A 24026-nucleotide genomic window follows, 5' to 3' on the forward strand; every position below is an offset into this window, starting at 1 on the left:
TTACCGCGTCCCATCGCAAACCTCCGTGATCAAGGTGTTGCGACGACCAGTTGAATCCGCCCAGGCAACGCCGGTCGCAATGGCGAACAGGAACGACGCGACGATGTCCCCGAGCCAGATCCCCGTGCCGACGGTGTGGCCGACTGCCGAGATGAGCAGCAAGTGGACCGGTCCAAGGAGTGGCCCGAGGTTCAAGATCGTGAGCACCCACAGGGCTCCACGAAGCAGCACCGATCCGACCAACCCGATCAGCAACCAGGTGCCGGCCGACTCGTTTTTGAACACGTTCAGATTCTGCCTCATCCCTTTGCCATGCATGCAGGCAGCCCGCCAGCGCTGGGGGCGCCAGCCACACAGGCCGTGTCCGGCCTGCTCAAGGCCCGTGTAACGCGTCAAGTGAAGCCCCCACGTAACGCATCAACGGAGTCGGAAAGGCCGGCTGCCGCGATGCCTGGTCTCGCCTGATGGTTGACGGAACGGCGTCGGAGGATGCTTGACGCCAGGTCGAGATCGATAGGTTCTGGTGCCTGGGTCGATGGTGGGGCGAGGCTGTCCCTGAGGGACGGTTCGCCTCTCTGGTTTCCGGCCGCCCGATGGCACGATGCGTGCTGTGGGTCGACACTTGCTGGTGACGCCCCTGCACACCGCAGCCGCAGACGGTGGACTCGAGGTCGTAGTGGACGACCGAGTCCTGCACGCTCAGGCCCGGCAGTGTGGGGTCAGTGGGCCGAGTGCCATCGATTCCAGCGGAATAGGATCGAGTCGTGGCATTGGCGGAGACCAGGCTGGTCTTGATTGGGTCACCTGGTGCGGACACGGCTGAGGTGGCCGATCATCTCGCCGCCCGGCTCGGGCTTCCCTCGATCTCCATTCGGGACGCGATTCAGTCAGCGGTGCGGGCGGGATCGGAGCTCGGCGACGATCTGCGTCGGTTCATGAACGCCGAGCAGCTGCCACCGCCCGAGCTCATCGCCGCGATCGTGCAGCGCCGGCTTGGCGAACCCGACGCGGTCGACGGCTTCGTGTACTGGACGGAGTTCCCAACGCTGGCGGTGATGCGGTCGATGGAGACGTTGGGGATTCAAGCGGTCGAGCTTGTCCTGGCCGATGCCGAGGCAACGCGGCGTTTGACTGGACGCCGCACGTGCCGGGGCTGCGGGAAGATCTGGCACATCAAGTCGTTACCGACGCTCGTCGAAGGTGTCTGCGACCGGTGCGGTAGCAAGTTGTTCCATCGTGACGACGACGCCCCTGCCGCCGTCGCCCATCAATTGAGCGTCTACCACAAGCACAGTGCCCCCGTCCTGGCCCATTACCGCGCCGCGGGTCTTTTGATCAGCGTCGACGCCACCCGCCCAACAGAAGAGATCGTGACCGAGCTGACCAGTCGACTTGAGCGGAGTTGAGCACACAAGTGGGTCCAACCGAGCCGGCGAACACCCGTCCGGGCGACTGGTGCCGACAGCATCGGTGACAGCAACGAGAACGGACTCGGGAGGCCGTGGCCAGCGAGCGACGGACAGCTCCCCGAGGACGCAGACGGAGACGGACCCGGGCGGGCAAGGCGCCCAGAACTTGCACGCGACGCGTCAGTGAACCGCCCCGGATCTTGTAGAGACTTCCCCGCTTGGGAAGGATCGAGAGATGGCAGGGACGAAGCCGTATCCGCAGGAGTTGCGTGATCGGGCGGTGCGGATGGTCGCGGAGGTGCGGCCGAACTACGAGTCGGACTGGGCGGCGATCACGGCGGTGGCGGGCCGGCTGGGGATCGGCACGGCCGAGACGTTGCGGAAGTGGGTCCGTCAGGCGCAGGTCGATGACGGGCAGCGGTCGGGGGTGACGTCGGATGAGTCGGCGGAGTTGAGGCGGCTGCGGCGGGAGAACGCCGAGTTGCGGCGGGCGAATGAGATCTTGAAGGCCGCGTCGGCTTTCTTCGCGGCCGAGCTCGACCGTGCGCCGCCAGGGGCATCCGACGGCCCGGTGGCACGGTCGAGCGGTTGATGTGTGACGCCGGCCTGACCGGCGTCGTGCGGGGCAAGAAGATCCGCACCACCACCGCTGATCCTGGACATGAACGGGCCGGCGACTTGCTCAACCGGGACTTCACCGCCGCCCGGCCGAATCGGTGCTGGGTCGCGGACTTCACCCATGTGGCCGCCTGGTCCGGCGTGGTTTACGTGGCGTTCGTCGTCGACGTCTACTCCAGGGCGATCGTGGGTTGGTCCGCGGCGACGAACAAACGAACCCGGCTGGTCCTGGCCGCCCTGGACATGGGGCTGTGGCGCCGTGATCGCGCCGGGCAGCCGGTCGGGGCGGGCCTCGTGCATCACAGCGATGCGGGCAGTACCCGTCGTTCCGGTTCACCACTCACCTGCTCGATGCCGGTATCGACACCTCGATCGGCAGCGTCGGCGATGCCCTGGACAACGCGTTGATGGAGTCCACCATCGGCCTCTACAAGACTGAGCTGATCAAGCCCCAAGGTCCGTGGCGCAGCCTCGCCCAGGTCGAACTGGCCACCGCGGAGTGGGTCGACTGGTACAACAACCAGCGTCTGCACTCCGCCATCGGACACATCCCACCCACCGAATACGAATCGATGTTCTACGCTCAACCCCAGCCCCGCGAGGTGGTTGGAGCCAACAGCTGAGGTCTCCACAGAACCCGGGGCGGTTCAACCGCTGCTAACGAGCGGCCGAGTCTACGACTGGTCGTTCACCGCACTGCCGCACGCCGCCGACAGCCACGGCGGGCATCACTGGCTGCTGATCCGCCGCCATCGCACCACCGGCCTGCTGGCCTACTACCGCTGCTGGTCGCCCGAACCCGTGCCGCTGAATCGTCTGATCACGGTGACTGGTCGCCGCTGGAAGATCGAAGAATCGTTCCAAGCTGCGAAGACCGGCCTCGGCCTGGACCAGCACCAGAACCGCCGCTGGACGTCCTGGCACCGCTGGACCACCCTGGTGATCCTTGCCCACGCCTTCCTCGCCGCGACCGCCAGCCACCGCCGCCGTCACCACCCGGCCGGGCTGATCCCGCTGACCGTCAACGAACTACGCCACCTGTTCAACATCCTGATCATCTAGCCCACCCGCCGTCACAGCGACCCGTTCCTCTGGTCCATCCGCCGACGCCGCCACCAAGCACACGCCATGATTAGCCACTACGCCCGACTAGCCCTCACCGAGCCATGATTACAACCCCCGGCTGGGTACGAGGGTGCGCGCCCGCACTGCATCTCAACTTGTGAAACGATCTGCCGGTGACCGACGCGGCGCGCCGAATCCTTGGAGACACCGACTGGTCGGGTCTGGAGCACGCCCACGGTCCGGCGTATCCGGAGACGCCGATCAAGCTCGCCGCGGCCTGGCGTCAGGCGACCCCGACGCGGTGAGAATCGCCCTCAACACCTTTGGGACGATCCTCGCCCTCCAAGCGCCGAAACGCACGCCATCCACGATGAGAATGGCTCACTTAGGGCTCTTTCTTATCCTCCGTCAGGGACGGCTTGCCGTCATCGCCGCGTTCCGGCCGCACCTGGATGCTCTCGGCCAGATGGCCGGTCTGCGGTAGCCCTGCCCGCCTGCGCTGGCGACGCCTCCGAGCCGCCGCGAAACTGCCTGGTTGGCCCCGGTGCGGCGGTGGCACCAGGAACTTTGGCCGACCCGTGGCCTCGACAAACCAGTTCAATGGCACGAGCACCACATTGGTCAGCAGCATCACCACACCAACAGCCAAAATGTGCCCTGGCCATCTAGCGCTCGTGATTCCTCCAAGCGTCAATGCGATGCCAATGCCACCCAAGGCGAAGCTCCCGGTCATCGCGCCGACGCACAGCAGAGCGCTCGGGTAGGTACGTGGTTTCACGGCGACGACCCACCCGAAATCCATCAGCGGCATTCGGGAGGTGTCTCCCCGCCAAATTCTCCCAGCCAACCTCACGTAGTCGAACAGAACCGCGATGGCCATACTCGCCACCGCGAGTCCTCCCACGAGGTACCGCATCACGTCCGGAGCGTATCTGCGCCGTCCTCCTCCCGCACCGCACGCGCCGACCGGCGCGATGCCCCGCCGGGTCAACCTGAGCATCTATTCCGGCCGTGACAAGACGTTTCGTCTGCAACGGGGTCTTGGATCTAACGGCACCTCTCTGTGTCAAGGCGTTGGCGCTGATCCTCGACGCGGTCGGCATGGCCATCCAGCACCGTCGGCCCGCCCGCGATCAGGTCATTCATCACTCGGATCGACCCAGTACACGTCGTTCGAGTTCGGCCGCGCCCTGCGCTTCTGCGGCGTCCTCGCCTCGATGAGCTCAGTCGCCGACTGCTACGACAACGCCCTCGCCGAGACGTTCTTCGCCACCCTCAAGACCGAGCTGGTCTACACCCATGCATGGCCAAGCCGGCACGAGCTGGGAGTGGAAGTCTTCTCCTACATCGAAGGCTTCTACAACCCTCGCCGACGGCACAGCCGTCTGGGTAACGTCAGCCCCGACACCTACGAGCCCGTCGCTGACGACTGCTGCGGATGGGGTTCGTTGAGCACTTCCGCCGCGGGCCCGTTGTCGAGGCCCATGATCTGCCGGGCACGAGTAGAGAACTCGGTGTCGGCGTAGTTAGGGGCGTAATGGTGGTACGTGCGCGTCAGTCCGGTACGGTCACCCGCTGCTCCGGGGTCGGCTTGCCGGCGCCCGGGAAGTGCACCTCGGTGTCGAAGGCGAGCACCCCGTAGTAACCGCCCGAGGTGTACCCGCTGAATCGGATCGTGTAAGCGTCGCTGCCCGTCGTCGGGGTGACCGCGTGCGGGACCAGCCGGCCGCAGGACGCGGTGTGCCCGGGCCCGTTCCCGCTCGGTGAGGTGGCGGTGAGGGAGTAGTCCTGTTCGCCGGCGTGGCTGACCCGGCAGGTGATGGTCAAGCTCAGCGGCTCACGCGAGTCCGGGGTCCATCGGCCGTCGTCGTAGAAGGGCTCGACGAAGACGTACGGGTTGAGGTGGTAGGCGCCTGTGTCGTTCTTGCGTAGCCGCTGGGTGCAGAAGCGGAAGTTTCCCTTCGTCTTGCCGCTGAGCGAGACGTACACTTGATTGCCGGCCTGAAGGGTGCAGGTCTGCGACAGCAGGGTGTAGCCGCGGGGGAATTCCGGGGCCGGGGTGGCCCTACCGGCGGGGGCCGGGGCGGCGGCCGAGCCGACCCGCGCTGTCGCCGACGTGCGCGGCTTGGGCGTTGGGGAGGCGCTCGCGGGCAGGTTGCTGGGCGTGGGGGTCACCGCCGTGGCGGCACTCGTCGTCGCCGCCGCGGTGGGCGCCGTCGCCACGACGGTGGGCGCCGTCGCCACGACGGTAGGCCCCGGGGTGGCCCAGACGGCTCCGGCAGCACCGGATTCGCCGCAGCCGGCAGCGCCCGTGGCGAGCAGCAGCGGCGCCAGTACGCCGTAGCGGAGGAGCGGACGGCGCCGCTGGACGGGTGCGCTCATCGCTGCAGCGTCGCGGTTGCGTAGCCGTCCGGGTAGAACTGCCAGTAGTCGCGGTACCGGACCGTGAAGGTGGTGGTGCCGCGTGGCAGCGAGTAGGTGAGGGTGTATTTGCCGCTGGCGTCCAGCTTGCTGCGCCAGAACTCCCGCTCGGCCCCGCCGTTGGTCGACGCGGTGATCCACCAGTAGTTGTCGTCACCGATGGGGGAGCTCCAGGTCACGGTGAGCTGCGCGGTCTGCTTGTCCTTGCCGGTCCCGACCTGGGCGGTGACGGCCAGGTCGGTGATCGGCGGCTTCGGCGGGTGCGCCGGCCCGAAGGAGTGCAGCAGCTGCGTTTCCTGGTAGGGGTCGGTCGAGCTGACCGCCCAGGCCCGGGTGCCGTCCCGGTTGACCAGCAGCGTGCCCTCCCAGAGGCTGTCGCCGTTGCGGAAGTCGACGGCGTACGTCGGGACCGTGCTGCCCTTGGCGTAGAGGTAGACGTCGGCGTCACCGGTGCCGGTCGAGGCGCGGCCGATGGCGACGGTGGAGCTGTCCCCGGACCAGGCGGCGTCCTGCGGATAGACGCCGCTGGGATAGACGGTGGCGTCGGCGAGATCCGGCAGCCGGTACGAGTGATGTTCGTACGGGTAGCCGACCGTCTCCACCACCTCGGTGCCGTCGGGGCTCACGGCGTAGTCGATGAGGTTGCTGCCGGTGTTGTCGCGCCGGGCGACGATCGTCGGGCTGTCGCCGGAGACGTCGATGACGTACGTGGTGGCGGGCGAATACCCGGTGTCGCCGGCGACGAGGAGGCCGGGCGCGCCAGGGCTGGCGTCAATGATCGGGTGGTAGTTGGGGCCCCCGGTGTAGACCACCGGCGGGGTGCCGGGCGCGGACCAAATCAGCAGACCGCCGGAGCCAATGCCGGCGTCGATGAACCCGCCGATGACCTTCTCGCCGCTCGGTTCGACCGTGTACAGGTGGGCGCCGGGGGGTGCGGGGTAGCTTGCGATGATGGTGAGCGTGGCGGCGTCCAACGCGATGATCCGGTTGAAGCCCTGGGCCACGTACAGGATGCGTCCGTCGTCGCTGAGGACGAGGTCGGAGATGTCAGCGACGGCGGTGATCCGGGACAGCAGCCGGCCGTCGAGGTCGGTCACCACCAGCGGCAGTCCGCCACCGACCCCCTGGGCGAGGTAGAGGCGGCCGCGCGCCTCGTCGAGCTCGATCGCCCGCAGGTCGTCCACCGGCAGCTGAACGCCGACGCTTCTCAGCGGGGCCGCCGCGGCGGCGGCCGGCGCTGCTCTCAGTAGCTCCCCGGCACTGAGCCCGATGGCCGCGGTTACCCCGGACGCCAGCAGTTGACGACGCCGCATGACACCTCCCCGTCTCGGCCAGCCGCGGTACCGACGGCCGGGCGAGATCCTAGTACCGGGCTCGCCACTGGCGCTGTACCCCACCGCCCGCCCCGCTCTTGATCTAAGTCCCGTCCACCCGCGGTGGACGATGGGGCGCACGAGCCTCCGCACCGCCTCGGCCGCCTGCCAGCTCCGCGGATTTCATCAGCGCGGCTTCGGCACCTGCCGGTTGAAGCGGGGATTGAGGGCCAGGACCAGGGCCTCCTTCGTACCCTCCGGGTTGTCGGTCTCCTGCCAGCGGACCTCGCAGCGACCCAGCCAGCCGGCGATGTCCTGCGCTGTCGCCACCGGGCCCTGCTCGTCGAGGAGCTGGCCGACCCCGGCAGCTGCTGCAGACCCGACACCGCGAGAACTGTCTGCCTGGCATGCGACCGCCAGGTAGCGGGTTGCAGGCGGGCCTGCGCCATGGTGGTCCGGCGAGCGATGGTCAGGTGAGGGTGCGGGCCCCAACCCAGTTGCCACCACGAGTCCTTCAGCAGCACAAAGACCGTCCCAGCCGGCGACAACCAACGCGCCGTTGATTGTGATCTTGATCGTGTAGTAGGTCGGGCGCCGGTCGAGCAGGCATGCCTGCACCCGGGTCAACACTTCGGCATGATCGCTGCCGCGACGGCGCTGCGCCCCTGGCCGCACTTGGGCGATGGTCGAATCGATGCTGCTCACGATTCGTCCCGGCACGCTCAGTACGCCGCCGGGGTCTGGAGCAAACGCTTTCCTCAGCCTACTCCGCCACGCGTACGGCATACCTGAACGGCGCGACCAAACGCCCGGCCGGACGGAGTAGGCGGACGACGGCTCCGAGAGCTCGGCCCTGGCGTGGTCATTTGGCAGAGGTCGGCTGCCGGCCGCGTTCCTGTGAGCGTCTGATCTCCGCCTCAGCTTCGGTCCGGCCGGCCCAGATCTCGCGTTCGATGTCGACGCTTTTGCCCGGCTCCAAGGCCTTGTACACCTCGAAGAAGTGTTGGATCTCCAGCTTGTGGAAGTGTTCCAGATCCGTGATGTCGCCGAGGTACGCAAGGCGGGGGTCAGCCGTGGGCACGCACAGCACCTTCGGGTCGGGCCCCTTCTCGTCCCGCATGCGGAACATGCCGATGGCCCGGCATCGGATGAGGCAGCCGGGAAAGGTCGGTTCCTGTACCAGTACCAGCGCGTCGAGGGGGTCGGTGTCTTCGCCGAGGGTGTCTTCGATGAATCCGTAGTCGGCCGGGTACTGGGTAGCGGTGAAAAGGGTGCGGTCCAGCCGGATCCGACCAGTCTGGCGATCCATCTCGTACTTGTTGCGTTTTCCCTTGGGGATCTCGATGGTGACGTCGAACTCCATGCGATTGCTCCGCTCTTCGGACCTTCAGTTGGTGCCCGGCTATCGGCCTGGTCGGTGAGAACACGGCGATCGCGCTGCCGGCCGAGGGTCAAACATCGACAACGACACGGGCCGGCAGCTGTAACGGCTGGTTCGGCGGCTCGGCGCTGTTGCGTTGAGGGATCGCCGAGATCACTTGTCGCAAGACTTCCTGCAAGATCGAACTTGGGGCCTGCAAGTCGGTCTACAGGACTGGGACAAAAGGTGTCCTATTGGCTGCCGTATCCAGCGACTCTTAGACGAGCAGGGGCTCGAAGAGTTCGCGGCCCAGCGTGATGGCCTGGTCCTGGTCGAGGACGATGGCGGTGCGGGTGGGATGGGCGGTGATCCACGCCTGGGCGTTTTCGGCTGAGGTGAAGAAGTTGATGGTGGAGCAGCAGGTGTCTACCGAGCGGCCGGCCGCACGGCTCGCCGCGTACACGACCACCGCTTCCGGCGGCTGGTAGGTGGCGGCGCCTTCGGCGACGGTGACCTGGATGGGTTTGCCGGTGTGCGGGTCTGCGGAGGTGATGAGCGCGTCGGTGTCGAGCATGAACGGCATGCCCAGCGCGTCGATGGCGCACATCGCGAACACGTCGACGTCACCGAGCGACACCGTATGCGGTGTCGGCACCGGGGAGAACGGGTAGGCGGCGATCAGCCGCCCGCCGTCGTCGACAGCGAGCAGATCCACGGCACTAAGTTGCCGTAGGGCGGCTGCCGCATCGAGGCCGACCGCGTCGGCGGCCGAGCTGATCTCGGTATGGCTGGGGGCGGTCCCGGTGGCGGCGAAATGGCGCAGGACCGCCCGATACACCTGACGCAAACCATCCGGCAGCTGCGCCGCGCGGCGGGGCCGGTCGACCCGGATAGCGTTGCCCGGCTGGGCGCAGTAATCCACCGCTTGCAGGCCCGCCCCAGCCGGGTCCGCCAATGGTTCCGACGTCATAGCCTGTTGCAGGGCTGTCCGAAGGTGCTCGGCGGTCGGGAGGTCGAGCCGGCACGCCGCCCCGTCGTCAACAACCCCGCCCATCACATCCACGTTGTTGACCAGCACCGAGGGCGACGGATAGTCCCCCACCACCTCGGTCACGTTGGCTGGAAGCCCGAGGGCGGCCAACGACGTGTACAGCGCCTCCCTGACCGGGGCGAGATTGGGGCAGTCCGGCACTGAGCGAAGTTCGACGATCACCCCACCAGTGTGAACCCCGTATCTGACTGGGGACCAGGTCGGTCAGTGTGCGCGTGCTCGGGGCAGGGATTGCAGGGTCAGGCCGATGCGGGCCAGGCTGACCGGAATCGCCACGAGCATGGGCCACACCAGGGTCGGGGCGACAAGCAGAACGGCGGCCACCATCGCCACGTCCAGGGCGACAAGGCCGAGACCGCCGGCGTCCCCCAGGCGAGCGCGCCGATAGCTACGCCGGCTGGTCGCCGCAGTGATCAACGCGGCGACGACGGCCACCAGCGTGAGCCCGAACACGGCTGCAGCCGGAGCGGGAACTGGCCAGCTCCAGACGTGGGCGGCGACGAGGGAGGTGCCCCAGCAGGCACCGACGAGGGGGCCGGTGGCCAGCAGCATCCGGGCGGTCCGTCGGCTCGGGGAGTGCACGACGAACGCGTCGGTGATCTGGTCGACGCTGCCGAATTCGGCGATTGCGGCGCGGGCCGCGTCCGCCGGCGGCAGCCCGGCGGCGAGGTGGTGGTGCCAGGTCTCGGTGAGCCCGTCGGCGAGTTCGTCGACCGCGTCGGCGGGCAGGCGGCGGGCCAGGACGCCGAGGTGGGCGTCGATCAGCTGGTGGCTGGCCACGGCTTGCTCCCCAGCAGTGTGGTGATGGCGGTGGCGAACTCGCGCCAGTTGTTGCGGTCGGCGTGCAGCCGCCGCTCGCCGGCCGGGGTGAGCTGGTAGGTGCGTCGGCGCCGGCCGTCCATGCTCGACCAGGACCCGGCGATCAGACCGGCGGTTTCCAGGCGGTGCAGGGCCGGGTAGATGGTGCCGGTGGGCAGGTCGAACCGGCCGCCGCTGCCTTCCCGCAGGGCTTCCTTGACCGCGTACCCGTGCCGCGGGCCGTCCTCCAACGCGGCGAGGAGCAGCACGTCCAGATGGCCCTTGAGCTCCTGCGCACCCACCTTCATGAGCGGAGCCTATCCCCTGCATAGGTAGTTATGCTACTGTCCGGCCCATAGGTAGTAATCCTAGCTATTGGCGGGGTGGTCCAGATGGCTGAACGGCCGGCGGTCGAGGCGCAGGGTCTGGTCAAACGGTTCGGTGAGGTGCCCGCCCTGGCCGGTGTGGACCTGCAGGTGCCGACCGGCGGGGTGCTCGGACTGCTCGGCCCGAACGGAGCGGGCAAAACCACTGCGGTGCGGATCCTGACCACGCTGCTGCCCCCGGACGCCGGGCGGGCCAGGGTGATGGGATTGGACGTCGTACGTCAGGCCGACGCGGTGCGACGAGTCATCGGCCTGTCCGGCCAGTACGCCGCCGTGGACCCCTACCTGACCGGTGGGGAGAACCTGCGGATGATAAGTCGGCTGTCCGGGCTGCGCCGGGCGGCGGCCCGTCATCGAGCCGATCACCTCCTGGAACTGTTCGACCTCTCCGACGCGGCCGGCCGCACCGCCCGGACCTACTCGGGCGGAATGCGCCGCCGCCTCGACGTGGCCGCGAGCCTGGTCGCCGCGCCTGCCGTGCTGTTCCTGGACGAGCCCACCACCGGTCTGGACCCGCGCGGGCGCCTCGGGCTGTGGCGACTGCTCGGTGAGCTGACCACGCAGGGCACCAGCATCGTCTTGACCACCCAGTACCTGGAGGAGGCCGACCGGCTCGCCGACACCATCGTGGTCCTCAACCATGGCCGGGTCATCGCCAGCGGCAGCGCCGACGAACTGAAGACCCAGGTTGGCGGTGACCGCCTCGAACTGCAGGTACTCCCTGGCACCAACCCGCACCCGCTCGCTGCGGCGATGGCCAGCCTGGGCTCGGCGCCACCCACCGTGGACGTCGAAACCGGCCGCGTCGTCGTTCCGGTCGCCGACGGGCCGGGCATCCTGCCGGAGGTCGCCTCTCGCCTCGCCACGGGTGGACTGCGGATCTCGGACCTCGCCCTGCGCCGGCCCACCCTCGACGACGTGTTCCTCGCCCTCACCGGGAAGCCCACGACCGCACGTGCGGTAGCAGACACCACTACGGCTGAGAGAGTCCGATGATCGCGAGCATCACGCCGGGCAGTGTGGTGCAAACCAGTGGGCCGGGCTGGCTGCTGTCGAACATTGCCACGGTCACCAATCGCAACCTGCACCGACTGGTGCGGGTACCGACGCTGATCGCGTTCGCCACCGTCCAGCCGGTGCTGTTCGTCCTGTTGTTCACCTACTCCTGGGGCGGCGCCATCCACCCGCCCGGCGTCACCCGCTACATCGACTACGCGCTGCCCGGCATCTGGGTCCTCGCCATCGCGTTCGGCGCCTCCCAGACCGGCGTCGCCCTCGCCGACGATCTGACCACCGGCATGATCGACCGGTTCCGGGCACTGCCGATGGCCCGCTCCGCCGTCCTGGCCGGCCGCGTCGCCGCAGACGCCACCCGCAACCTGTTCGTCCTCGCCCTGATGACCGGCGTCGGCTACGGGATCGGATTCCGGTTCCACGCCGGGCCAGCCGCCGCGCTGGCCGCGATCGGGCTCGCCCTCGCGGTCGGGATAGCCTTCTCGTGGATCTTCGCCCTGCTCGGAATGCTCGTCCGCGACCCCGAGTCGGCCGGTATCGGCGGACTCTTGGCCGTCATCCCGCTGATCTTCACCAGCTCCACGTTCGTCCCGGTGGCCACCTTCCCCGGCTGGCTACAAGCCTTCGCCAACGTCAACCCGATCACCGTCACCGTCGACGCGCTGCGGGCGCTGTGCCTGGGCGGCCCAACCACCACCCACGTGTGGCAAGCCCTGCTCTGGATCGGCGGGCTGCTCGCCGCGGCCATACCCGCAGCTGTCTTCCGCTACCGCCGCACCACCGCCACATGAACACCCAGCCGGCGCGGCAGCCAACCACACGAGGCAGATCACGACGGACCGCATGAGAGAGGTGCTCGTGGTCGGCGCCGAACCCACCGGGCTGACCCACGCCGCTTCACTGGCCTCCTTCGGTGTCGGGCCACGCCTCGTCGACCGCGGCCCCGACCAGGTTCACGAGTCCCGGGCCGTGGCTATCCAGCCGCGAACCCTGGAGGCCCTCGAGCGTCGTCGTCGAGAGAGCGTCAAACCTGTCAACTTGGACAACCGCGCCGAGTCCAGGTCGACGATCTCGCGAATGGGGTGAGAGCCGGCATGCCCAGCCGGCTGGCCCGACGATCGCTCCCAATCGGCCCGTTGATCGGTCCGTGTATCCGCCTCGGCCTGCGGAGGCTTCCGCTTGGCGTCATGCTCCGGCCGAACGACGGTTCTGATCATCGGTTGTCTATGCGACCGTCGAGGTTCGTCCGGTGCGGGGGTGTGGGGGCCGGACGCCGCAGCGGTAGGGAGAGGGCACATCGTGGTGTCTCCAAAACTCAGACGGGCGCTGGCTGCGACGGCGGTCGCGACTTTGGTGGGGTCGCTGACGCTGGTCAACCCGGCGCGGGCTGATCCCACCAACAACTCGGCGAAGAAGCTCACCAAGGCGGTGACGCTGCAGGGGGTGCTCCGCCACCTCGACGCGTTCCAGGCAATCGCCGACGACAACGGCGGCAACCGCGGGTCCGGCCTGCCGGGGTACGACGCGAGCGCTGGTTACGTGGCCGGGCTGCTGGAGGACGCGGGCTACCGCGTGACCCGGCAGCCGTTCGACTTCAACTTCTTTGAGGAGTTCGGGTCGAGTTTCGCCCGGATCTCCCCGCCTCCGGCGACCGCGTACGTGGCCGGCACCGACTACGACCTGATGGACTTCTCAGGAGCTGGGGACGTCACGGGTCTCGTCGTACCGGTCGACCTCGCCCTCACCCCGCCGCGGGCCTCCACGTCGGGCTGTGAGACGACGGACTTCTCGGCGGCCGTGGCCGGAAAGATCGCGCTCCTGCAGCGCGGGGGCTGTCCGTTCGGGCAGAAGGTGTCCAATGCCGAGGCCGCCGGGGCGATTGGCGCGATTTTGATGAACCAGGGTGACGGCGACCCGGTCACCAACGCGGACCGGTACGCGTTGTTCGCCGGCACGCTCGGCGCGCCGGTGGGCATCCCGGCGGTGTCGGTGTCGTATTTCCTCGGCGCGCAGTTCGCCGCCACGCCTGGCCTGACCGTAAGGATCACCGCCAACACGACCTCCGAGGTTCGTTCGACCGAGAACGTCATCGCGGAGAGCACCACGGGTCGCGGCGACAACGTGGTGATGGCTGGGGCGCACCTGGACTCCGAACCGGACACGGCGGGCATCAACGACAACGGCAGCGGCAGCGCCGCCCTCCTCGAGGTCGCGCTGCAGATGGCGAAGGTCAAGCCCAACAACCGGCTCCGGTTCGCGTGGTGGGGCGCCGAGGAGGCCAACCTGGTGGGGTCGACCTTCTACGTCAACAGCCTGGAAGACGAGCAGGTCGAGGACATCGGCCTTTACCTCAACTTCGACATGGTCGGCTCGCCCAACTACGTGTTCGGCGTCTACGACGGCGACGACTCCGCGCAGTCCGGCTCCGGCCCCGGCCCGGCCGGCTCCGCTCAGGTCGAGGACGTGTTCGAGGGGTTCTTTGCCAGCCGCGGGCTGCCCACCAACGCGGCCGACTTCACCGGCCGGTCCGACTACGGCCCGTTCATCGCCGTCGGCATCCCGGCGGGTGGTCTGTTCACCGGCGCCGAGGTGCTCAAGACCGCCGAGGACGTGGCCAAGTACGGCGGGGTGCAGGGCGCGCAATACGACCCGTGCTACCACGAGCCGTGTGACAGCCTGGACCCGGTCGCGGACGGCGGTAACGCCGCCCTCTACGCGCAACTGGAGGCGGAGTACGACCTCTATGGCAACGTCAATACGTACGCGCTCGACGTCAACGCCGACGCCATCGCCACCGCGTTGATCACGTTCGCGTACGACACCTCCATCGTGAACGGGATGCCGCGATCGCCCGGTAAGTCCCACGGCGCGGGCAGCAGCGAGGACGCCCACGGCAACGCTCTTCAGTAAGCACCGGCGAGCCCGGGCCAGTCTGCAGTGTCACTGACCCGGGCTCGCCTCTATCCCCGACGGAGCCACTCCGCCCTTCGGCGCCGCGCTCGGGTTTGGACCTGAGGGCGTCCGCCTGCTGCCGTGGATGTCAGCAGCAGATTCTGGATGGTCTTGACCCGCTCCGGAAGGCGCCGGGGCCACTCAGGCGTCGCACGCCTACCCACCGACTCGCTCCCACTCCGGCCCGCGCTGCCTGCACCGGAACGGCAACGTCAACATTGCCGGTGGCCGGTCGGCTTGCGAACTTACAGCCCAGTGGGGAATGCGTCGCTTGACGGCGGGTTGGCCTGTTGGGCCGGAGTGCCGTACACGAGCGCGATCTCGTCATGCGCCTGCAAGATCATGCCTGCGGGATCGTCCTGAGTGCCCATCTGGTCGACCCCGTCAACGTCCGCGCTCGCTGCCGGCTCGTGGCCCCTCGCCTGTAAGGCGGTTTCGGCAAGACCCGTAGCGTCCACCCACGTCCGTGCCGTCCGCGTTGCGCCTCTTTGCGGTGCGCTGGCGTTCGCCCGTGTCTGCGGCGGTTGATGTCAGGAACAGATCTCAGGCACGGCAACCGCGTGAGCTGGTCAAGGCCGTCGGCGTTCGTCGTCGCCGGCCGCCACCGCTTCGACGGCCCGGCGACCGGGGGGACGTGCAGGGAGAAGGAATGTTCGAGGTAGCGGGACCCGTAGCGACTGATGCTGGCATGCAGGTGCTCTGGAACCCCGAGCGCTTCGCCTCTGTCGTCGACTACGACTCATGGGAAGACTCGTTGCTCGAAGACGAGGACATCCTCCAGCACGTCCTGGCCGGCATGCTCGTGCCGATCAACCTGGGGGATTCAGCCTTCCAGTTCGTGGTCCGTGTCGGCGACTCCGACCAGACCGCAAACCTGACAGAGCGCGAGCGGGCGCGACTGGTCGTCACATCGGATCCCTACCTCATCACGTCAGCCGGAGTGCTGTACCTGAGCGGGCTGGAAGACGTGTCAGCGGACGCGGACGAAGAGGTCCTCCACGTGGCGGCACCCGCCGGCCGTTACTCGGTGACCGTCAACCTCATCGACTGGGAGAGCGAGCAGGGCTCACGGACACCGGCTGGAGATCCATCACCGAACGCGTTGCCGGACTTCGTCCTTCTATTGAACCGGACCACATGGCCGGAACCGGGCTTCCGCCAAAGCTTGCAGACGCTCCCTCCACCGCCGGAAGCTTCGGCCTAAAGCCGCGCGTGTGGTCGCCGCGGCCGTCGGCCATCCCGCCTGCCAATGCCGTTGGTCGCCCGTGTGGCTGCGGGTAGGTATCGGGAGTGGCGGCTACTTCGGTGTGAACGCCGTGCGCTGGCATCAACAGGTGTCAGCTCGTGTCAACTGGTGCTCGTCGTAGCACCCGGCCGCCCGTTCCGTGTCGTCCCTCGCCATCGGCTATTGGCGCGTTCGCTGCCTTCTGGCTGCTCTAGCTTCGCGGTGGCGACGGATCGCAGCCTCGACCGCGCTGGTATCTGACTCACTCAAAGTTCGACGGTGGAGGACGATACCGAGGTGCCCGGGCGCTGGAAAGAAGAACGCGTGAGGCGTGACCACCACGTCGTATATCGCAACCCACCGAACGAGGCGGCGGGACGCCGCCGTCTCCATCTCTACGCCGTCTTCCGAGATGCGGAAGGTGGTTGGACCGTAGGTCGAAGGCGGCAGCCTACGAACCTCCAGCTCGACGCGCCACCATCTGTAGGTCCAAGCGGTTACGACCCCGATGCAACAGATACCCGCAACGACCGGGAGTTCGGAGCAGAGTGCAAGTACGCCGGCCAGCGCCGCGACTGCCCCGGCCACACGCAACCAGGCGATCTTGCGCTGGTAGATGGCGCACAGCGTTCGACGAAAGTCCCGCCGGTTGGACTGAACCGTAACCTCAACGGTATTCAGCGGCTGCTGTTGCACCGGCGCAGTGTGTCAAGATCCCAAGACCTCGTCAATCCGCGCGTAAGCGCGCACGAACCCGACAAGACATGGCGCACTTGACCCCCGGCAACGATTCCGCTTCGTTGAGCTGGCGTTGCTGAGCCTCTGACCTGCGTGATCGGTGCGCCGACGTCCGTGGTTGTGCGGCCGTGTTCGCACCCGTAGTCACTCAGTTAGACACTCACCTTGACCGCCAGCCTGGCTGCCATCGCGAAAGTCTCGACCCCTCGTTTGTAAGTTCTGGGCAGCCTTCGGACCGGGTCCATCCCAGGCCGGCCAGTCCCCGTCCGACTCGCTAGGAGCACGTGATCGTGCGCCGTCGTCCGTCATCGTTGCTACAGGCGCTGCTACGCGGCATCCTGCGGACGAGCGGATCGAAGAGGACACCCGCTGCTCTTTGTTCAGCGGTCACCACCGCGTCCGACGGTTTCCGTACCGGTTATCCCCCAGTTCGTCACCCACTATCCGGCGGCTCGTACACCTCATAACCGGGTGTGACGGCGCGATCTAATGGGGCAGGATCATCGACCGTGACCCTCGTCCTACCGCCGCGCCTGACAGCCTCGGCCCAAAGACTGCGCGACGCTGCTCACCGACGCGGGCTCCGCACCATCCAGCTACCCACCTTCGAAGTACCCGCCGGCACGCACGCTGATCACCTCCATGCAGGGCCCAGCTTCGCCGACGCCGTCGCACCGCTGCTCGGGATCGCGCCACTGGAGGCTGGGCCCGACTGGCTGACCAGACTCCCCCGGGAACTTACGCGCCGCGAGGTCACCCTGGTCACGATCAGCGAAGCATACGAGCTCCGTCGCCCGGCCTTCATCAAGTCACCAAACGACAAGAGCATCCCGGCCATGATCTACACCGACGGCTCCCGCCTACCGGGGCCCGACGCGATCGACCGGCGGACTCCGGTGCTCGTCAGCGACATCGTCGACTTCACCGCCGAATACCGGTTACACCTGCTCGACGGTGCCGTCTGCGCAGGCAGTCAGTACGCCGAGCACAGCCAGCTGCGCCTCGGCCCCCCGTCGACCGACGCACTGGCCTTCGGCACCGACCTGCTCGCCGGATTCGGACACACGCTGCCCAGCGCCATCGTCGTAGACGTAGGCACCATCGACGGGCGCTGGGCCGTGATCGAGGCAAATGCCGCCTGGGCCAGCGGCGCCTACGTCGCGGATCCGGACATGGTGCTCGACGTCGTCCTCCTCGCGGCCGGCCCCGCAGCCTCAGTCAACGCCCGGGACCGCCAGTTCATCCGACGGTCTCAGCCACCCGTCCTTGCCCCTCAGAGCTCTTCGGTGTGAACGTCAATCTCGGCTGCCGCCACGGGTCAACCGATGCCATCCGATGCCACCACGTGCGGTGTGGCTACCTTCAAGGGCCGGCCAGAGGCGACCGACGCCGGATCTCTTGCTGACGACTTGCTGACGCCGCAATCCGACCGTGCCCGGGCACCGGACGGTCCGCCCAGTGCCGCGTTTCCCGCTGCAATGGGCAAGCGCCGAACCGTCAACGCGACGCAGGATTGCGTGTGCTGCCTGCACGAGCTGGGGGACGCGCTAAAGCACGCAACCGTGGACCTAGAGGAGGCGCTGAAGGTTGTTCGCAGGACGGCGGTCGCACTGGTGGACCTGCACCAAATCCTGAACCGGATCCAATGATGGCCCACCGGCCCCTGCTACCCACGAGGCGTGACTGGCCGTCGATGATGGAGTTTGCCACCGAGGTCGGCAACCTCATCGAGCCGATCAACCGCCTGTTCGACCCGTCGGACGACGGGGTTGAGGTCCTACGCTGACCGGCCGGGCGGGCGGGTAGGTCCAGCCCGCCCGGTGGTCATCGCGCTCTGATCCGCGCCAACCACAACCGCACCCGCGCCCACCAGCCAGCCTGCCGAAACGGCTCGGGTTCGTTCAGTCGCCACGACACGCGGCCAGCCTACGGCGAAGCGCCCGCACGCCGACCCGGATGCGGGCGCCTCTTCCTTGGCGTGTCAGAGGGGAATGACCGGGCCGCCGCCGGCGATCCCGCCGTACAGGCCGGGCTGGCCGGTGAGCACGCTGCAGGCCAGGTCGATCGCGGCGAGCACCGCGGTGGCGGCGTCGACCCGGCCGACCGTATCGAGGGTGACCGCGAGGGCCTCCCAGCTGTCCGGCGGCGGTGAGAGGATCTCGGCGATCGGGTGGTTGACGAGCAGCTGGAGGCGGTCCTTATCGACGAGGACCCTGGCGGCTTCGGCCACGCACAGCACGGGCAACCCGAACACGCAGTTCTCTTCGTCGGCGACCTCGGCGATCACCTCACCGACGTCGATCGACCCTCGTGCGAAGGCGATGATCGCGGAGGTGTCGAGGACGACCCGGACGGCCGGTTCGGTCACGCGGCGCGGGCCGGCAGGCCGAGCTGTGCACGCGCGGCCGCGTCGAGGTCCGGCGTCCACCGGGCCTGGGCCTCGTCAAGGCGGCGGCGGGCGCGGGCCTTCCCCTCGTCGGAGACGACGATGCCGGCGGCGGCGAGGACGTCCTCGCCGCGGGCGCCGGTGTCGGGGCTGCTGTCGGCCATGACCGCAGGATACCTCCTGGTAGGGGCGGGAGTCACCAGCAACGCGGTCGCCGCAGCCAGCGCAATGCATGACTGCCGGTGCTGGTGGGGCAGGTGAGGGCGTCGGACACTCTGCGTCATGGCGTTCACCGAGCGGTTCGCTGCCACCGCCGCTGCCGCGACTCCGGTCTTCGCCTTGGCCGTCGCCGTCGAGCAGAACACCCTGGGCCGCCGGTTCGAGACCGAAGGCCGGCGCGGGCTCCGCCTTCGGCCGGAGGGGTTCTCGCGAATGCCCGGCATCGATTGAGATCGGTGGCGCAACTGGCGCACATCATCATTTGATGATCATGGCGATGTTGAGCTGCGTTAGCGAGGTTCACTGCCTGCAGGTACTGGCGGGCGTCACGGCCGAGCGGATAGTCAACGAGCGTTTCGTAACCGTCCTGATCACCCTGCAGATGGCCTACCTGGCACTTCTACCCCTCTACGGAGATCGGCTCGTGTTGGTGGTTATCCAACTGCCGTGGCCCGCGACGGCAACGACGACCTGGATCTTGCCAACCCGCAACCGCTGACGTACAGCGCGCCATCGGAGCCGAGAATGACCTCGCTGACGCTGGCCTCCAGGCCCCTGCGACCGAGGCCGACGATGTTCGTCCAGACCCAAATGTTCAACAAGATCCGGTTGCTCGGTGCGCAATCCTCCGGCGGGACCTACCCCTTTCAGACGAGGAGGGTCTGGCCGATTGGTTGCTGTCTGACTGCCGGATCAGTCATTCGACTGTCCTGTCAGTCGACTGAGTGCGGGCTCAATTAGCGAAATTCGGTTCCGCGTTGGCCTTTTGCATCATGCCGGTCAGGGACCTCTGCTAGCTTCGTGAAGCCTTGTCGGTATTGCGGCATTCGTAGGCGTTTCAGCCACTGCTGTGATCTTCGCTCGTCCGACCCGTCGGCGTCACCTTCTGGATGACCGACCGGGGTCGAACGCGCTTGCCCGCATGGCACAGGTGGTTCGAGCTTGGTCGGCGCAGGAGGTTGCGTTTCCGTGGAGCAGGTCGGGTACATCAGCGTGTCCGCAGCACCCGTGCGATGGGAGCGCGGTGCAGAGGCGGATGCGGAGACGGGCATCGTCATCGGTGCGCCGGTCGCTGATTCGACGGGCGGGCCAGGCGACGAGGGTTACGTCACGAGAACTCGGCGTCTGCACCACGTGTTCGAGTCCGCCTGCGACAGAGATCCCTCTGCCATTGCACTCGAGTGCGGCGACGAGCGGCTGACCTACCGGGAGCTCGACGAGCGCGCGAACCGGCTGGCCCACCACCTGCGTTCCTTCGGCGTCGTGGGTGGCGCGCGGGTGGCCATCCTGCTGCAGCGTTCGGTCGACACGTACGTGGCGTTGCTCGGCGTGGGCAAGGCCGGGGCGGCCTTCGTGCCGATCGACCCCGAGTCCCCCGCCGACCGGGTGGCCTACATCGCCGAGGACTCCGACGTCGACCTGGTGCTGACCTGCGCGGCACTCGCCGCCCGGGTCGGTGACCAGCGCGCTGTCGTCATCGACGAGAGCGTCGTCGAACTCGCCGCGGCGCCGAGCGACCGACCGGACCTCGACCGTGACGGAGTGCCGGACCCCAGCGCCTACGTGATCTACACCTCCGGATCCAGCGGCCGCCCCAAGGGTGTCGAGGTCGCGCAGTCGAGCATCTGCAATTTCCTGGACGTGGTGCCCCGCTTGTACGACGTGCGCCCGAGCGACCGGGTGTACCAGGGCATGACGATCGCGTTCGACTTCGCGATCGAGGAGATCTGGCCGACCTGGTCGGTCGGCGCGACGCTGGTGGCCGGGCCGACAGACTCCCGCCGCCTCGGGGCGGAACTGGCGGACTTCCTGGACGAGGCCCGCGTCACCGTCTTCTACTGCGTGCCGACCCTGCTGGCCACCATTCCCCGCGATCTGCCTCGGATCCGAAATCTGCTCGTCGGCGGCGAGGCGTGCCCGGGTCAGCTGGTCGAGCGGTGGAGCCGGCCCGGCCGGCGGATCCTCAACACCTACGGGCCGACCGAGGCCACGGTCACCGCGACCTGGGCTGAGCTGCTCCCCGGGCGGATCGTCACCATCGGTCGACCCCTGCCGACGTACTCGGTGGTGCTGCTCGACGAGCAGCGCCAGCCGGTGGCCGACGGAGACATCGGCGAGATCTGCATCGGCGGACCGGGGGTGGCGCGCGGGTACGTCGGACGCCCCCAACTGACCGCCGACCGGTTCATCGAGCACCCGTTGGCGCCGCCCGGCAGTCGCCTGTACCGCACGGGGGACCTGGGCCGGCTCACCGAGGACGGCGAGATCGAGTACCTCGGCCGGGCGGACTCCGAGGTCAAGATCCGCGGGCACCGGGTGGACCTCGGCGAGATCGAGAGCGTGCTGCTCGAGGACGAGGACGTAGCCGAGGCAGTCGCGGCGCTCGTCGCCGTCGCCGACGGCCCGGACGCTCCTCGGGAGCTGGCCGCCTACGTCGTAGCACACGACGGCGCGCAGGAGCGCTCGGAGCAGTTGGTCGATCGGCTTTGCCAGAGCCTGCAGACCCGGCTTCCCGGCTACATGGTGCCCGCCTTCCTCGACGTCGTCACCACGCTGCCGACCATGCCCAGCGGAAAGGTCGACCGCAAGCGGCTGCCCGCGCCGAGGTGTCGGCTGACCCGCGCCACCGGCCCGCTCGTGGACGCCGAGAGCGTTCTGGAGGAGCAGGTGCGGGCGGCCTGGGCCGAGGCGTTCGGCATCGAGCCTGAGGGGCTTTCGGTCGAGGCGGACTTCTTCACCGACCTCGGTGGACATTCGCTGCTCGCGGCGCGGGTGGTGTCCCTGCTGCGCGCCCGCGAGGTCGGCGCCAGCCCCGCGGTCCGCGACCTTTACGCCCACCCCACGGTGCGCGGCATGGCCGCTCACCTTGGCACCGCAGGGCGGGTCGGACCGAGCGCTGCGCCCCGCCTGGCCCCGCTGCGGCACAGCAGCCGTCGGATCGCATTCGCCGGGTTCGGCCAGGCAGCGGTGATCTACCTGCTGTTGCTGGCCGTCACGCTGCCGGTCTCCTACGTCTACACCCGCAACGACGGCTTTGTTTCAGTTCGTGTCCTCGCGGAATTGTTGGTCGCGATCCTGCTGAGCTACCTCGGTGTGCGGTGGGTGCTGCCGGTGCTGCTGGCCCGGCCGCTGGCCGCCGGCATCCGACCCGGTCGTTACCGACTGTGGGGACTGACCTACGTCCGCCTCTGGGCGCTGAACACGCTGCTGGCGGTGGGACCGATGTCGGTGCTCAGCGGGTCTCCGCTGATGGCGACCTACCTGCGGCTGCTCGGTGCCCGGATCGGCCGTCGGACCACGATCGCGACCAGCGCGATCAGCCTTCCGACCCTGCTTTCCATCGGTCCGGAGGCCTCCATCGGGTACGGCGTGTCGCTGCGACCGTGGCGGGCGGAGGACGGTTGGGTCGTCGTCGGGCCGATCACCATCGGGGAGGGCGCCTTCGTCGGCGCGAACGGGGTTCTTGAGCCGGGCGCCTCGGTCGGCGCGTTCGCCGCCGTTGGCGAACAGTCCGTCCTGGTCGGTGGGGAGGCGGTGCCGCCCGGAGCGCGCTGGTCGGGTTCTCCGCCGACGGCGACCCGCCGGTTGAGCACCACCATTGAGGCAATGATCAGCTATCGACGGCTGCGGCGCGGCTGGCGCCTGCACCACGTCGCCGCGGCGCTGGTCGGCCTGATCGGCCTGGAACTCGGGGCGATCGCGATGGTCCTGCCCAGCGTGGCACTGGTCTGGTGGGTACTGCTGACCCAGGGGCTGGTAGCCGGGCTCGTCGCGACCATCCCCGCCGGTGTCGTGTACGTGCTCACCGTCTGCGCGATGGTCGCCATCGGCAAGCGCCTCGTGCTGCCGCGGGTACCCGTCGGTGTCCACCACCGGGTGCACTCGATGCTCGGCGTCCGAAAGTGGATCGCCGACAAACTCCTCGAGTTCAGCCTGACGTTCACCAACTCGCTCTACGCGACGCTCTACACCGGGCCCTGGCTGCGACTGCTCGGTGCCCGGGTGGGCCGCGGCGCCGAGGTGTCCACCGCCGCGCACCTGGACCCCGACCTGCTCACCCTGGGACCGGAGAGCTTCGTGGCCGACATGGCCAGCCTCGGCGCTGCGACGTTCGCCAATGGCCGCGTGGCATTCCTGCCCACCACGATCGGCAGTCGGGCGTTCGTCGGAAACGCCGCATTCGTACCGGCCGGCACGGTGTTGGGCAACGGCTGCCTGCTCGGCGTCGGCACACTGCCGCCCGACAAGCAGGTCCCGGAGGGCACCTCCTGGTTGGGATCACCAGCGATGCACCTGCCGGTACGCCAGAGCAGCGGCTCCTTCTCCGAGGAGCAGACCTTCCGCCCGCGGCGCGCGGTCGTGGCCCATCGGCTGTTCGTCGAGTTCTTTCGTGCCACCCTGCCCGCATCGGTGCTCGGCGCCAGCTTCTACCTCTACCTCCTGGCGCTGTCCTGGCTCGCCAACGGCCGGGATCTGCTCGTGCCGGCACTGGTCTCACCCTTCGTCGCGATCGCGTCGAGCATCGCGGTGATCCTGTTCTGCGCGGCGACCAAACGCAACATCATCGGCGCCTACCGACCTCGGGTGGAACCGCTGTGGAGCGGCTTCGTGCGCCGTACCGAGTTCGTGACCGGCCTCTACGAGGCTGCGGCGGTCCCTGTCGGCGTCGGGCTACTCGTCGGCACGCCGTTTCTGCCGCCGGTGCTGCGCTGGTTCGGGGTCCGCGTCGGCAGACGCACCTGGATCGGGACCACCTACCTCACCGAGTTCGATCTGGTTCGGATCGGAAACGACGCGACCGTGGGCACTGAGGTGTCGCTGCAGACCCACCTGTTCGAGGACCGAGTGATGAAGATGTCCGTCGTCACCGTCGGCGCGGGCGCCACCATCGGTACTCGCGCGATTGTGCTCTACGACGCCGTCGTCGGCGCCGGCGTCAGCCTGGATTCGCTCTCCCTGCTCATGAAGGGCGAACACCTCACCCCCGGGACCCGATGGCGCGGCATTCCCGCCCAGGGGGTGCTCACCCGCGATCCCGTCCAACAACGGGCGGCGTGACGCCGCTGCGTAC

25 protein-coding genes and 2 pseudogenes are annotated in these 24026 nt (G+C 68.3%); 15 read left to right on the plus strand and 12 right to left on the minus strand.

What is annotated here, in order from left to right; genetic code table 11:
* Complete coding sequence (locus ACFOW4_RS10530; RefSeq protein WP_377526632.1) at window positions 1–285, minus strand: hypothetical protein; 285 nt, start codon at window positions 283–285, stop codon at window positions 1–3.
* A gap of 479 nt (window positions 286–764) precedes the next feature.
* Between ACFOW4_RS10530 and ACFOW4_RS10535 the strand changes: the two genes are divergently transcribed.
* The 4 genes and pseudogenes from ACFOW4_RS10535 (at window position 765) to ACFOW4_RS10550 (ending at window position 3397) form a co-directional block, all read left to right on the plus strand.
* Window positions 765–1406, plus strand: coding sequence for an adenylate kinase family protein (locus tag ACFOW4_RS10535; protein WP_377526633.1), 642 nt, complete (start codon window positions 765–767; stop codon window positions 1404–1406).
* Between the two features lie 238 nt (window positions 1407–1644).
* Window positions 1645–2650, plus strand: a pseudogene (locus tag ACFOW4_RS10540) (IS3 family transposase).
* 46 nt (window positions 2651–2696) lie between these two features.
* Window positions 2697–3197 (plus strand): annotated as a pseudogene (locus ACFOW4_RS10545) (IS701 family transposase); the annotation flags it as partial.
* A 68-nt stretch (window positions 3198–3265) separates the two neighbouring features.
* A complete protein-coding gene (locus tag ACFOW4_RS10550; protein ID WP_377526635.1) occupies window positions 3266–3397 on the plus strand; it encodes a hypothetical protein in 132 nt (43 codons plus the stop codon).
* 80 nt (window positions 3398–3477) lie between these two features.
* Here the strand turns inward: ACFOW4_RS10550 and ACFOW4_RS10555 are convergent, their stop codons facing one another.
* Window positions 3478–4011, minus strand: coding sequence for a hypothetical protein (locus ACFOW4_RS10555; protein WP_377526636.1), 534 nt, complete (start codon window positions 4009–4011; stop codon window positions 3478–3480).
* A 298-nt stretch (window positions 4012–4309) separates the two neighbouring features.
* Between ACFOW4_RS10555 and ACFOW4_RS10560 the strand changes: the two genes are divergently transcribed.
* On the plus strand, window positions 4310–4618 hold the full coding sequence (locus ACFOW4_RS10560; protein WP_377526638.1) for an IS3 family transposase: 309 nt from the start codon (window positions 4310–4312) through the stop codon (window positions 4616–4618).
* A gap of 28 nt (window positions 4619–4646) precedes the next feature.
* Here the strand turns inward: ACFOW4_RS10560 and ACFOW4_RS10565 are convergent, their stop codons facing one another.
* The 7 genes from ACFOW4_RS10565 to ACFOW4_RS10595 form a co-directional block, all read right to left on the minus strand.
* On the minus strand, window positions 4647–5474 hold the full coding sequence (locus ACFOW4_RS10565; RefSeq protein ID WP_377526639.1) for a hypothetical protein: 828 nt from the start codon (window positions 5472–5474) through the stop codon (window positions 4647–4649).
* Window positions 5471–6826 (minus strand): YncE family protein, encoded by a 1356-nt coding sequence (locus tag ACFOW4_RS10570; protein ID WP_377526640.1) that lies wholly within the window; start codon window positions 6824–6826, stop codon window positions 5471–5473. Before ACFOW4_RS10570 ends, ACFOW4_RS10565 begins: the two co-directional genes overlap by 4 nt.
* Window positions 6827–7012: 186 nt before the next feature.
* A complete protein-coding gene (locus ACFOW4_RS10575) occupies window positions 7013–7531 on the minus strand; it encodes a hypothetical protein (protein WP_377526642.1) in 519 nt (172 codons plus the stop codon).
* Between the two features lie 157 nt (window positions 7532–7688).
* Window positions 7689–8189 carry an inorganic diphosphatase gene (locus ACFOW4_RS10580; RefSeq protein ID WP_377526643.1) on the minus strand — a complete coding sequence of 167 codons (501 nt, stop codon included), beginning with the start codon at window positions 8187–8189 and terminating at the stop codon, window positions 7689–7691.
* A gap of 274 nt (window positions 8190–8463) precedes the next feature.
* Window positions 8464–9399, minus strand: a complete 936-nt coding sequence (locus ACFOW4_RS10585; protein ID WP_377526646.1) for an alkylmercury lyase family protein — start codon at window positions 9397–9399, stop codon at window positions 8464–8466.
* 42 nt (window positions 9400–9441) lie between these two features.
* On the minus strand, window positions 9442–10017 hold the full coding sequence (locus tag ACFOW4_RS10590) for a permease prefix domain 1-containing protein (RefSeq protein ID WP_377526647.1): 576 nt from the start codon (window positions 10015–10017) through the stop codon (window positions 9442–9444).
* A complete protein-coding gene (locus tag ACFOW4_RS10595; RefSeq protein ID WP_377526650.1) occupies window positions 9999–10343 on the minus strand; it encodes a PadR family transcriptional regulator in 345 nt (114 codons plus the stop codon). Before ACFOW4_RS10595 ends, ACFOW4_RS10590 begins: the two co-directional genes overlap by 19 nt.
* 84 nt (window positions 10344–10427) lie before the next feature.
* On the opposite strand from ACFOW4_RS10595, the gene ACFOW4_RS10600 reads away from it, so the two are divergent.
* The 5 genes from ACFOW4_RS10600 (at window position 10428) to ACFOW4_RS10620 (ending at window position 15591) form a co-directional block, all read left to right on the plus strand.
* Window positions 10428–11417, plus strand: coding sequence for an ATP-binding cassette domain-containing protein (locus ACFOW4_RS10600; protein WP_377526651.1), 990 nt, complete (start codon window positions 10428–10430; stop codon window positions 11415–11417).
* Entirely contained in the window at window positions 11414–12226 is an 813-nt protein-coding gene (locus ACFOW4_RS10605) for an ABC transporter permease (RefSeq protein ID WP_377526653.1), read from the plus strand. Before ACFOW4_RS10600 ends, ACFOW4_RS10605 begins: the two co-directional genes overlap by 4 nt.
* A 52-nt stretch (window positions 12227–12278) precedes the next feature.
* Entirely contained in the window at window positions 12279–12521 is a 243-nt protein-coding gene (locus ACFOW4_RS10610; protein ID WP_377526654.1) for an FAD-dependent monooxygenase, read from the plus strand.
* A 267-nt stretch (window positions 12522–12788) separates the two neighbouring features.
* The gene (locus ACFOW4_RS10615; protein ID WP_377526655.1) at window positions 12789–14345 is read left to right on the plus strand and encodes a M28 family peptidase; all 1557 of its coding nucleotides are present in this window, start codon (window positions 12789–12791) and stop codon (window positions 14343–14345) included.
* Between the two features lie 691 nt (window positions 14346–15036).
* On the plus strand, window positions 15037–15591 hold the full coding sequence (locus tag ACFOW4_RS10620; RefSeq protein WP_377526658.1) for a hypothetical protein: 555 nt from the start codon (window positions 15037–15039) through the stop codon (window positions 15589–15591).
* Between the two features lie 201 nt (window positions 15592–15792).
* Here the strand turns inward: ACFOW4_RS10620 and ACFOW4_RS10625 are convergent, their stop codons facing one another.
* The gene (locus ACFOW4_RS10625; protein WP_377526659.1) at window positions 15793–16308 is read right to left on the minus strand and encodes a YcxB family protein; all 516 of its coding nucleotides are present in this window, start codon (window positions 16306–16308) and stop codon (window positions 15793–15795) included.
* 551 nt (window positions 16309–16859) lie between these two features.
* On the opposite strand from ACFOW4_RS10625, the gene ACFOW4_RS10630 reads away from it, so the two are divergent.
* Window positions 16860–17642 carry an ATP-grasp domain-containing protein gene (locus ACFOW4_RS10630; RefSeq protein ID WP_377526660.1) on the plus strand — a complete coding sequence of 261 codons (783 nt, stop codon included), beginning with the start codon at window positions 16860–16862 and terminating at the stop codon, window positions 17640–17642.
* A 60-nt stretch (window positions 17643–17702) separates the two neighbouring features.
* A complete protein-coding gene (locus tag ACFOW4_RS10635) occupies window positions 17703–17999 on the plus strand; it encodes a hypothetical protein (RefSeq protein ID WP_377526661.1) in 297 nt (98 codons plus the stop codon).
* 332 nt (window positions 18000–18331) lie between these two features.
* Here ACFOW4_RS10635 and ACFOW4_RS10640 read toward each other — a convergent pair whose 3' ends face one another.
* A complete protein-coding gene (locus ACFOW4_RS10640; RefSeq protein ID WP_377526662.1) occupies window positions 18332–18718 on the minus strand; it encodes a hypothetical protein in 387 nt (128 codons plus the stop codon).
* Window positions 18715–18900, minus strand: coding sequence for a hypothetical protein (locus ACFOW4_RS10645; protein ID WP_377526664.1), 186 nt, complete (start codon window positions 18898–18900; stop codon window positions 18715–18717). The genes ACFOW4_RS10640 and ACFOW4_RS10645 overlap by 4 nt, the downstream gene beginning before the upstream one ends.
* A 118-nt stretch (window positions 18901–19018) precedes the next feature.
* On the opposite strand from ACFOW4_RS10645, the gene ACFOW4_RS10650 reads away from it, so the two are divergent.
* From ACFOW4_RS10650 to ACFOW4_RS10660, 3 genes are all read left to right on the plus strand, one after another.
* Window positions 19019–19186 carry a hypothetical protein gene (locus ACFOW4_RS10650; protein ID WP_377526665.1) on the plus strand — a complete coding sequence of 56 codons (168 nt, stop codon included), beginning with the start codon at window positions 19019–19021 and terminating at the stop codon, window positions 19184–19186.
* Between the two features lie 34 nt (window positions 19187–19220).
* Window positions 19221–19454 (plus strand): hypothetical protein, encoded by a 234-nt coding sequence (locus ACFOW4_RS10655; RefSeq protein WP_377526667.1) that lies wholly within the window; start codon window positions 19221–19223, stop codon window positions 19452–19454.
* A gap of 635 nt (window positions 19455–20089) precedes the next feature.
* Entirely contained in the window at window positions 20090–24013 is a 3924-nt protein-coding gene (locus tag ACFOW4_RS10660; RefSeq protein ID WP_377526668.1) for a Pls/PosA family non-ribosomal peptide synthetase, read from the plus strand.
* Window positions 24014–24026 lie beyond the last annotated feature (13 nt).

The sequence above is a fragment of the Micromonospora sp. GCM10011542 genome, from assembly GCF_042650685.1.
Taxonomy (GTDB): Bacteria; Actinomycetota; Actinomycetes; order Mycobacteriales; family Micromonosporaceae; genus Micromonospora.